Consider the following 9,926-nt stretch of genomic DNA (forward strand, 5'->3'; position numbering starts at 1 on the left):
CTCCGGGCGCTCACTCGGTCTTGCGTTGCAAACTCTACCAGACTCATTTCCAGTCCGTTTCCGGTCTGAATTTCAATCCAGCGGCCGCTTGCGGGGCCTTGCCTTTCGGCTGCTCCGACTTTATCAGATTCGTTTCGGCCGAGCTAATCGGCTTTGCGTTTCTCGATAAGAATTCGGATGCGCTTCATCGGAATTGAATTCACGATCGAAGCGAGGCAAACACTAGCCGTTGCGATCGCGCCTGTCTAGCTCGCGGCAACCGTTCAAATCTACCTCCCCACATCACCCGTGTCAACGGGTTTCTGTGGGGCGATGAGGAGACTAGCAGCTCAGGACGGGGCTACGCACATCACGCCGCAGTGGGTAGCCCGGCGTCCCGGTCCGCCGCTTCCAGGTCGCCCGTTTCGCCTGCTCGGGCTGCTCTGCCGCCTACCGCGTAGACATAGAGAAGGAAGAGCAGCTCAGCCGTCACGCCGATGCCGACGCGGGCCCAGGTGGGCAGGCCGGAAGGGGTGACGAAGGCTTCGATCCCTGCGGAGACGAAGAGGACCGCGGCCAGGCCGATGGCCATGCCGATGGCAGCCCGCCCTTCTTCAGCGAGGGCTGTTCGACGGCTGCGGGGGCCGGGGTCGATGAGGGTCCAGCCGAGCCGCAGGCCCGTACCCGCGGCGACGAAGACCGCGGTGAGCTCCAGCAGGCCGTGGGGCAGGAGGAGACCGAGGAAGGTGTCGAGGCGGCCGGCCGAGGACATCAGGCCGAGGCCGACGCCCAGGTTGAGCATGTTCTGGAAGAGCACCCAGAGGACGGGCACGCAGAGGAACGCTCCGAAGGTCAGACAGAGGAAGGCGGCCCAGGCGTTGTTCGTCCACACCTGGGCGGCGAAGGACGAGGCGGCGTGGGTCGAGTAGTACGCCTCGTACTGCCCCCCGGGGCGGGTGAGTTCGCGCAGTTCGGCGGGCGCGGCGATCGTCGCCCGCACTTCCGGGTGGGTGGCGATCCACCAGCCGATCAGGGCGCCGACGGCCGTCGAGAGCAGGGCGGTCGGAATCCACCAGTGGCGGGTCCGGTACAGCGCGGCCGGGAAGCCGGCGGTGAAGAAGCGGACCGCGTCCCGCCAACTCGCTCTGCGCGCACCGGTCACCGCGCTGCGGGCACGCGCGACCAGGGAGGTGAGCCGGCCGATCAGAGCCGGGTCGGGTGCGCGGGACTGGATCAGGGAGAGGTGGGTGGCCGCGCGCTGGTAGAGGGAAACGAGCTCGTCGGCCTCCGGGCCGGTCAGCCGGCGTCGGCGGCGGAGCAGTGCGTCCAGCCGGTCCCACTCCGCCCGGTGGGCGGTCACGAAGACGTCGAGGTCCATCCGGGTACTGCTCCTCGTGGTGTCTCGGCGTGCTTACTTACGGCGGGACGCGCACCCAGCTTGGCAGACTGGCCGCGTTGGGTCAGGGGCGTACGAGGACACGGAAGAGGGAGGACACCTCGCGTGAGTGAACTCGTGACGGGCGAGGCGGTGCCGTTGGGGCTGCGGCCGGCGAAGCTGCCGAGCCGCGCGCTGGCCGTGCTCATCGATCTGGCGGTGGCTTGGGCCGGTTATCTGGCGGTGTCGATCGCGCTGTCGGCCGCTACGGCTTCGCTGGACGAGGCGGCGTCCACGGCGGTGTCGGTGGCCAGTTTCGTGCTGGTGCTGATCGGGGCTCCGATCGCGGTGGAGACGCTGAGCCATGGGCGGTCGCTCGGGAAGCTCGCCTGCGGGCTGCGGGTGGTGCGGGAGGACGGGGGGCCGGTCCGGTTCCGGCACGCGCTGGTGCGCGGGGCGATGGGAGTGGTGGAGATCGTGCTGACGCTGGGGGTCATCGCCTGCGTCGCTTCGTTGGTGTCGGCGCGCGGGCGGCGGATCGGCGATGCCTTCGCGGGCACGCTGGTCGTACGGGAGCGGGTGCCGGTCGCGCGGGCGACGGTGTTGCCGCCCCCTCCCCCGCTGCCGCCGTGGCTGGCCGAAAAGTTCGCGGAACTCGATCTTTCGGGGGTTCCGGACGGGCTCTGGCTGGCCGTACGGCAATACCTCACGCGCACGCGACAGCTCGATCCCGAGGTCGGGGCGGTCCTGGCGGAGCGGTTGGCGGCCGATGTCGCGGAGCGGACCGGAGCGCCGGTGCCGCCGGGGATGCCCCCTGCCGCTTATCTGGCGGCGGTGTTGGGCGTACGGCGGGCGCGGGACGCGCGGCGGGCGTTCGGGGAGCCGGGGGCTTGGAGCGCGGGGGCTGTGGGTGCGGGCGGTGTTCCAGGGGAGGTCGGCGCGCCCACCGAGCGGGGTGTCAGGGGCTTCGCCCGGCCGGGAGAGGTGTGGGCCGGCGGCGGAGTCGCGGGGACCGCTGAGGCTGCGGGAGCGGGCGGGGGTGCGGAGGGTTCGGCGCCGGTACGGGGTGAGCCCGAGCGGCGGTCCCCCGGTACTGGGTTCAGTCCGCCCGCATAGGCAGTTGCCCCGGCCGCTGAGCCCTCTGCCGGTTCGTCGGCAGCTCCTCTGCTGGGGCGGCCGGCGGGCATCGTGCTGCCCCATATACCTCAGGCAGATTGCCTCAGTTGAAGGACGAAGGCGGGGATTCGAGCTCTTCGAGTTCCATGCCGGGGGCGGAGAGGATCACGTCGCCGGCGATGTGCACGGGGCGCTGCTCACCCGTGTCGAGGTCCGTGACCTGGTATTCGTCCACGGACAAGGGGGAGTTGTCAGTGCTGTGTGCTTTTGTGTCAGTCAGGGCCCAGGACTGGTCCAGGGTGCGGGGAGCGAGTACGGGGGGTGTGAAGGCGACCAGCCGGACGCGGGTCGCGGGGGCGCCGAGTTCGAGGCGCAGCAGGCGGGCCGTCGCGATGAGGAACGCGGGGGAAGCGCCGGTGAAGGCGTGGGCGGGGACGTTGCCGTCGGTGGCGTGAACGCCGGTGGGGTCGGTGCGTACCCAGGTGACGCCGTCGAGGGCGGCGCCTCGTACCTGCCAGCTGGACGCGTGCAGCTGGAGGCGGATGGGGCGGCCGAGTTCGTCGAGGGTCAGGTCGACGGAGCCCGCGTGGTCGCCTGCGGGCGTGGTGATCTGGGAGACGTAGCGCCAGCCGGACGGGCCGGTGGCGCAGTGGAAGTGCTCGTCACCGAGGGGGGAGTGATCGTGTGTGTCGTACAGCGAGTAGCGGCCGCGGGGCATGGTGGAACCTCGGAAAAGGGCGGGCCCCCGCCCGGAGGGGGCGGGGGCCTGCGCTCATCGACTCAGTAGCGGTAGTGGTCGGACTTGTACGGGCCCTCCACCGGGACGCCGATGTACGACGCCTGCTCCGGGCGGAGCGTCGTCAGCCGTACGCCGAGTGCGTCCAGGTGCAGGCGCGCGACCTTCTCGTCCAGGTGCTTGGGCAGCACGTAGACGTCGGTCGGGTACTCGGACGGCTTGGTGAACAGCTCGATCTGGGCCAGCGTCTGGTCCGCGAAGGAGTTGGACATCACGAACGAGGGGTGGCCCGTCGCGTTGCCCAGGTTCAGCAGCCGGCCCTCGGACAGCACGATGAGTACCTTGCCGTCGGGGTACTTCCAGGTGTGGACCTGGGGCTTGACCTCGTCCTTGACGATGCCGGGCGTCTTGGCCAGGCCGGCCATGTCGATCTCGTTGTCGAAGTGGCCGATGTTGCCCACGATCGCCTGGTGCTTCATCTTGGCCATGTCGGCGGCCATGATGATGTCCTTGTTGCCCGTCGTGGTGACGAAGATGTCGGCGGTGGCGACGATGTCGTCGAGCGTGGCGACCTGGAAGCCGTCCATCGCGGCCTGCAGTGCGCAGATCGGGTCGATCTCCGTGATGATCACGCGGGCGCCCTGGCCGCGGAGCGACTCCGCGCAGCCCTTGCCGACGTCGCCGTAGCCGAAGACGACGGCGACCTTGCCGCCGATCAGCACGTCTGTGGCGCGGTTGATGCCGTCGATCAGCGAGTGGCGGCAGCCGTACTTGTTGTCGAACTTCGACTTGGTCACGGCGTCGTTCACGTTGATGGCCGGGAACAGCAGCGAGCCGTCCTGCATCATTTCGTACAGGCGGTGCACGCCGGTGGTGGTCTCCTCGGTGACCCCGCGGATCTCCGACGCGAGCTGCGTCCACTTCTGCGGGTTCTCGGCCAGCGTGCGGTTGAGGACCGTCAGGACGACCTCGAACTCCTCGCTGTCCGCGGTCGACGGGTCCGGGGCCGCGCCGGCCTTCTCGAACTCGACGCCCTTGTGCACGAGCATGGTGGCGTCGCCACCGTCGTCCAGGATCATGTTCGGGCCGCCGGTCGCCGCGCCGGGCCAGGTCAGCGCCTGCTCCGTGCACCACCAGTACTCGGTGAGGGACTCGCCCTTCCAGGCGAAGACCGGCACGCCCTGCGGGTTCTCCGGGGTGCCCTCGGCGCCGACGGCGATCGCGGCGGCCGCGTGGTCCTGGGTGGAGAAGATGTTGCAGGACGCCCAGCGCACGTCGGCGCCGAGCGCCGTCAGCGTCTCGATGAGCACGGCGGTCTGCACTGTCATGTGCAGCGAACCCATGATCCGCGCGCCGGCCAGCGGCTGGGTGGCGGCGTACTCCTTGCGGATCGACATCAGGCCGGGCATCTCGTGCTCGGCCAGCGTGATCTCCTTGCGCCCGAAGGCCGCAAGCGAAAGGTCAGCGACCTTGAAGTCCTGACCAGTGGCGGTCGTCGTCATACGAGCTGCTCCTCGTGGGATCGATCGAGGGTGTATTCGGCTGAGTCTGCGGCGTGGGCAGGTACGTGGACACGCTATTCGGACACACGTGTCCCCCACCACAGCGCAGTCCGTCCAGGCCCTCTCTCCCTCGGACGACTCGTGGAGCCGACCGACCGCCATCAGCAGCGACGTCTGTGCTCATACGAACCTACACCGGATGGCCGTACCGCAGGATTGCTTACGCTGATGGCTTGGATGACACTGGGGCTGTTTTCGGCCAGGGCGCCTCCCACGGCAAACCCGGTCGTCATCCACGGCACAGCCCGACGACCAAGGAGATCCACGTGACCAGTCCTGCCGACCCCCACGATGCGGCGGGGACAGCGGCCGAGCCGGGGTTGAAGCTGCTCGCGGTGACCGCGTGTCCCACGGGCATCGCTCACACTTATATGGCCGCCGAGAAGCTGTCCCAGGCCGCGGAAGCGCTGGGACATGCGATGAAGGTCGAGACCCAAGGGTCGATCGGTACTGAGAACGTCTTGTCTGACAACGATGTCAGAGAGGCCGACGGCATCATCATCGCCGCGGACAAGGACGTCGACCAAAGCCGCTTCGTCGGCAAGAAGGTGCTGGCCATCGGAGTCGCCGAAGGCATTCACCACCCGGAGCAGCTGATCGAGCGGGTGCGGAGCGCACCGGTGCTCGGCGGCGACGGCTCGGGCTCGGGCGGGGCCGCCGCGCAGCCCTCCGGTGGGAGCGGCGGCGAGAGCAAGGGACGCGGCGTCACGTACAAGGCGCTGATGAACGGCGTCTCGTACATGATCCCGTTCGTGGTGGTCGGCGGTCTGCTGATCGCGATATCGCTCGCCATCGGCGGCGACCCGCAGGCAGACGGCGGACTGGTGATCCCGGACGGCTCGTTCTGGAAGCACGTCAACGACATCGGCGTGATCGGCTTCACGCTGATGGTGCCGATCCTGTCCGGATACATCGCCTACGCGATCGGCGACCGGCCCGCTCTGGTGCCGGGCATGATCGGCGGCTGGATCGCCAACACCGGTGCGCTGTACGACTCGAAGTCGGGCGCGGGGTTCATCGGGGCGATCGTCACCGGCTTCCTGGCCGGCTATCTGGTGCTGTGGATCAAGAAGGTCAAGGTCCCCAAGTTCGCGCGGCCGATCATGCCGATCATCGTCATCCCGATCGTGGCGACGACAGCGTTGGGCATGTTCTTCATCTACGTCATCGGCAAGCCGATCTCGTGGGTCTTCGAGCACCTCACCAGTTGGCTGGGCGGGCTGACCGGGACCAGCGCCGCGCTGCTGGGCATCATCCTCGGCCTCATGATCGCGTTCGACATGGGCGGTCCCGTCAATAAGACGGCGTTCCTCTTCGGCGCCGGGCTCGTCTCCAAGAACCCCGAGATCATGGGCATGTGCGCGGCCGCCATCCCGGTGCCACCGCTCGGCCAGGGCCTGGCCACGCTGATCCGGCGCAAGCTGTTCGACGAGCAGGAGCGCGAAACCGGCCTGGCCGCGCTGTTCATGGGCTTCTTCGGGATCACCGAGGGCGCCATCCCCTTCGCGGCGGCGCGGCCGGCCCGGGTCATCCCGGCGAACATGCTCGGCGGCGCGGCGGCGGGCGCCGTCGCGGGGCTCGCGGCGGTCTCGGACAACGTGCCGCACGGCGGTCCGATCGTCGCCGTGCTCGGTGCGGTCGGCGGCGTGCCGATGTTCTTCCTCGCGATCGTCATCGGCACCGTGGTGACCGCACTCGCGACCGTCACCTTCATGACGCTCGGCAAGGGTGGGAGCAAGGCTCGGGAGGCGGCTGGGGGTGCGGCGGCTTCGGTGTCGTCCGCGGCTTCGTCCGCAACCTCGGCTTCGCTGCTGGAACCGGCGCTTGCCGGGGCGGGCATCGCGGCGGCGGGCGCCTCGGCCGGCGCCTCGGCCGGCCCTTCGACTACTGCTCCGGCCGCGGTTTCGGTCCGTAAGACGCCGGACGCCGCGCCGGGTGCAGGCGGCTCGGGCGGTGGCGAAGGTGACGGCAGCCATGAAGTGCTGTCCGGCTATCTCACCGGGCAGACAGTGAAGGAGCAACTGGCCTCCGCGGACAAGGAAGCGGCGATCCGGGAGATGGCCCAGCTTCTCGCCGGCACCGGCAAGGTCTCGGACGTCGACGAATTGGTCCGCGTCGCGCTCGCCCGCGAAGCGCAGGGCACCACCGGGCTCGGCGAAGAGATCGCGATCCCGCACGCCAAGACGGATGCCGTGACCGCGCCCGTCGTCGGCTTCGCGCGCTCCGCCGAGGGCATCGAATGGGGTGCGCTGGACGGGACGAAGGCCAGGCTGGTCTTCATGATCTCGGTGCCGGAGGCCGCTGCGGGCGACGAGCACCTGCGGATTCTGGCCCTGCTGTCACGGAAGTTGATGGACACCGGATTCCGGGAGCGGCTGCTGTCCGCGCCGGACTCGGCGGCGATCCTGCGGGTGCTCGGCGAGATCAAGTAGCGCGGTGGGGGGCGTGAGGGGCTGATCGTGTAGGCCCCTGCAGCCCGCCCTTGCGCCCCCACCCTGCGGGCGGCCCTGGGTCCGTACGGGGCGAACGCGGCGCGCGCGACGTGCGAAGGCCCCCGGACGATCCGGGGGCCTTCGCACGTACAGGTCGTGTACGGGTCCACGCACAGGTCGCATACGGACCGGCTCACCGCGCAAGCGGTGCGGAGTCTCAGCTCTCGGTCGGGCCGCCCTTGGCCGGGCCGGCTTCGCCCGGGCCGGCTTCGCCCGGACTGGCTTCATCCGGACTGGCTTCTTCCGGACTGGCTTCTTCCGGGCCGCCCGGGGTCTTGCCGGGGTTCTCGCCGGCGGCGGCGGCTGCCGCGCTGTAGATGTCCGGTTCCAGGTAGATCACCCGGGCGATCGGGACGGCCTCGCGGATACGGGCCTCGGCGGCGTTGATCGCGCTCGCTACCTCGGCGGCCGTGTCGTCGCTCTGGACCGCGATCTTCGCGGCGACCAGCAGCTCTTCCGGGCCCAGGTGCAGGGTGCGCATGTGGATGACGCGGGTGACGGTGTCGCCGTCGACGATCGCGGCGCGGATCTTCTTGACCTCGTCCACACCGCCCGCTTCGCCCAGCAGCAGCGACTTGGTCTCCGCCGCGAGGATGATCGCGATCACGATGAGCAGCACACCGATGCAGAGGGTGCCGATGCCGTCCCACACGCCGTCGCCGGTGGCCAGCGCGATGCCGACGCCGCACAGCGCCAGCACCAGGCCGACGAGCGCGCCGAGGTCCTCCAGCAGGACGACCGGCAGTTCCGGGGCCTTGGCGCGGCGGATGAACTGCGTCCAGGTCTGCTTCCCGCGGATCTCGTTCGATTCCCTGATCGCGGTCCGGAACGAGAAGCTCTCGGCGATGATCGCGAACACCAGGACGCCGACCGGCCAGTACCAGTGCTCGATGTCGTGCGGGTGCTTGATCTTCTCGTAGCCCTCGTAGATCGCGAACATGCCGCCGACCGTGAAGAGCACGATGGAGACCAGGAAGCTGTAGATGTACCGCTCCCGGCCGTAGCCAAAGGGGTGTTCCTCGGTCGCCTCGCGCTTGGCCTTCTTGCCGCCGACCAGCAGCAGCCCCTGGTTGCCCGAGTCCGCGAGCGAGTGGACGCCTTCGGCCAGCATCGAGGACGAGCCACTGAAGGCGAACGCCACGAACTTGGCTACGGCGATGGCCAGGTTGGCGCCCAGCGCCGCGACGATCGCCTTGTTTCCGCCTGATGCACTCATGAGTGCCGAGTGTCCCTTCCGTCGGCCGGGAGTCCCACTCCCGGCCGACGGTGCCGGCCGGGAGCTTTACTCCGTCTTTAGCTGAGCATTGTTGCAGCCCGGGCGACGGCTGGTGCGTCAGGCCACCACAGTGGCACGGAAGACCGTGGCGCCACCGGAGAGTTCGACCCGCTCGCCTGCCGGGACGAAGACCGATTCGCCCCTCCCGAGCAGCAGCTCGGTGCCGTCAGCGCCCGCTGCGGCGCCCGCCGCGCGGCTCGTTCCGTCGGTGCTGTGCAGCATCGCCGTGCCCGCCGTGCAGAGCAGGATCTGCGGGGTGCGGGCGTCCAGCGGGCTCGGCTCGGCGCCGACCGTCAGGACGTACCTGGACAGCCGGAATTCGTCGATCGGGGTCTCGTAGACCTCTTCGGCGGCCGGCGCGCCCGGTGTGGCGGAGTGCGGCACGGCCGGGTGCAGCACGCCCGGGTCACCGGACTCGAATCGGACGATGCGCAGCAGTTCGGGCACGTCGACGTGCTTGGGGGTCAGGCCGCAGCGCAGCACATTGTCCGAGTTCGCCATGATTTCGACGCCCAGGCCGTTGAGGTACGCGTGCGGGATGCCCGCGCCGAGGAAGAGCGCCTCGCCGGGTTGCAGCCGTACGTAGTTGAGCAGCATCGCCGCGATGACGCCGGGGTCGCCCGGGTAGCGCCGGGCGATGGAGGCGTAGGCGGCGTACGAGGGGGCGTGCGGGCCGTCGAGTGCGCCGAGGCGTTCGGCAGCGGCGGCGGCCAGCTCGACGGTCTCCGCCATGGCCGTGCGCTCGGCGGACAGGACGGCGGTGAGCACCTCGCGCAGCGCGTCCGCCTCCGGGGCCGCGTGCAGGATGTCGACGTACGGCTTGAGGGTGTCGACGTCGAGGCCGGCCAGCAGGTCGGCGGCCTCGGCCGGGGGCCGGAAGCCGCACAGGCCGTCGAAGGGCGTGAGCGCGCAGATCAGCTCGGGCTTGTGGTTGGCGTCCTTGTAGTTGCGGTGCGGCGCGTCGATGGGGACGCCGCGCGCCTCCTCGTCCGCGAAGCCCGCCTTCGCCTGCGCGAGGTCCGGGTGGACCTGGAGCGACAGCGGCGACCCGGCGGCGAGCACCTTGAGCAGGAAGGGCAGCCGCGGCCCGAAATGCCGTACGGCTTCGGGGCCCAGCTCGGCCGCCGGGTCCGCGGCGAGCACCTCGGACAGCGGCAGCGGGCCCGTCCCCCGGTCGATCCGGGACGGGGCGCCGGGGTGGGCGCCCATCCAGATCTCGGCCTGCGGTTCGCCGGTCGGCTCGTTGCCCAGCAGCTCGGGGATGGCGGTGGTGGAGCCCCAGGCGTAGGGGCGCACGGTGTTGGCGAGACGGTCCATGCGGTGGCGCTTCCTGACTGTGCGTGTGGGGCGCGGGGCGCCGGGAGGGGGCGGTGGCGCGCGAGGGGGGGGT

Annotated in this window: 8 protein-coding genes; 3 read left to right on the forward strand and 5 right to left on the reverse strand. The window is 70.0% G+C overall.

The annotated features are described in order from the left end of the window. Positions 1-197, forward strand: a 197-nt coding sequence (locus QMK28_RS32805; RefSeq protein WP_326443343.1) for a hypothetical protein, incomplete at its 5' end; no start/stop codon positions are given. Between the two features lie 152 nt (positions 198-349). Here QMK28_RS32805 and QMK28_RS32810 read toward each other — a convergent pair. Continuing rightward, a complete protein-coding gene (locus QMK28_RS32810; protein ID WP_326443344.1) occupies positions 350-1,357 on the reverse strand; it encodes a stage II sporulation protein M in 1,008 nt (335 codons plus the stop codon). Positions 1,358-1,480: 123 nt separating this feature from the next. Here QMK28_RS32810 and QMK28_RS32815 point away from each other — a divergent pair, with 123 nt between their 5' ends. Beyond that, positions 1,481-2,470, forward strand: a complete 990-nt coding sequence (locus tag QMK28_RS32815; RefSeq protein WP_326443345.1) for an RDD family protein — start codon at positions 1,481-1,483, stop codon at positions 2,468-2,470. Positions 2,471-2,573: 103 nt separating this feature from the next. On the opposite strand, the gene QMK28_RS32820 is transcribed toward QMK28_RS32815, so the two are convergent. After that, positions 2,574-3,188 carry a hypothetical protein gene (locus tag QMK28_RS32820; RefSeq protein WP_326443346.1) on the reverse strand — a complete coding sequence of 205 codons (615 nt, stop codon included), beginning with the start codon at positions 3,186-3,188 and terminating at the stop codon, positions 2,574-2,576. Positions 3,189-3,250: 62 nt separating this feature from the next. After that, positions 3,251-4,708 carry an adenosylhomocysteinase gene (gene ahcY, locus QMK28_RS32825; RefSeq protein ID WP_326443347.1) on the reverse strand — a complete coding sequence of 486 codons (1,458 nt, stop codon included), beginning with the start codon at positions 4,706-4,708 and terminating at the stop codon, positions 3,251-3,253. A 326-nt stretch (positions 4,709-5,034) separates the two neighbouring features. Here ahcY and QMK28_RS32830 point away from each other — a divergent pair, with 326 nt between their 5' ends. After that, complete coding sequence (locus QMK28_RS32830) at positions 5,035-7,200, forward strand: fructose-specific PTS transporter subunit EIIC (RefSeq protein WP_326443348.1); 2,166 nt, start codon at positions 5,035-5,037, stop codon at positions 7,198-7,200. A 217-nt stretch (positions 7,201-7,417) separates the two neighbouring features. On the opposite strand, the gene QMK28_RS32835 is transcribed toward QMK28_RS32830, so the two are convergent. Together QMK28_RS32835 and manA are read right to left on the reverse strand one after the other, a co-directional pair. Beyond that, positions 7,418-8,476, reverse strand: coding sequence for a cation diffusion facilitator family transporter (locus QMK28_RS32835; protein ID WP_326443349.1), 1,059 nt, complete (start codon positions 8,474-8,476; stop codon positions 7,418-7,420). Between the two features lie 117 nt (positions 8,477-8,593). Then, the gene (gene manA / locus QMK28_RS32840) at positions 8,594-9,853 is read right to left on the reverse strand and encodes a mannose-6-phosphate isomerase, class I (protein WP_326443350.1); all 1,260 of its coding nucleotides are present in this window, start codon (positions 9,851-9,853) and stop codon (positions 8,594-8,596) included. Positions 9,854-9,926: the final 73 nt, after the last annotated feature.

It is taken from the genome of Streptomyces sp. H27-D2, assembly GCF_035828615.1.
In the GTDB taxonomy this organism is placed as follows: domain Bacteria; phylum Actinomycetota; class Actinomycetes; order Streptomycetales; family Streptomycetaceae; genus Streptomyces.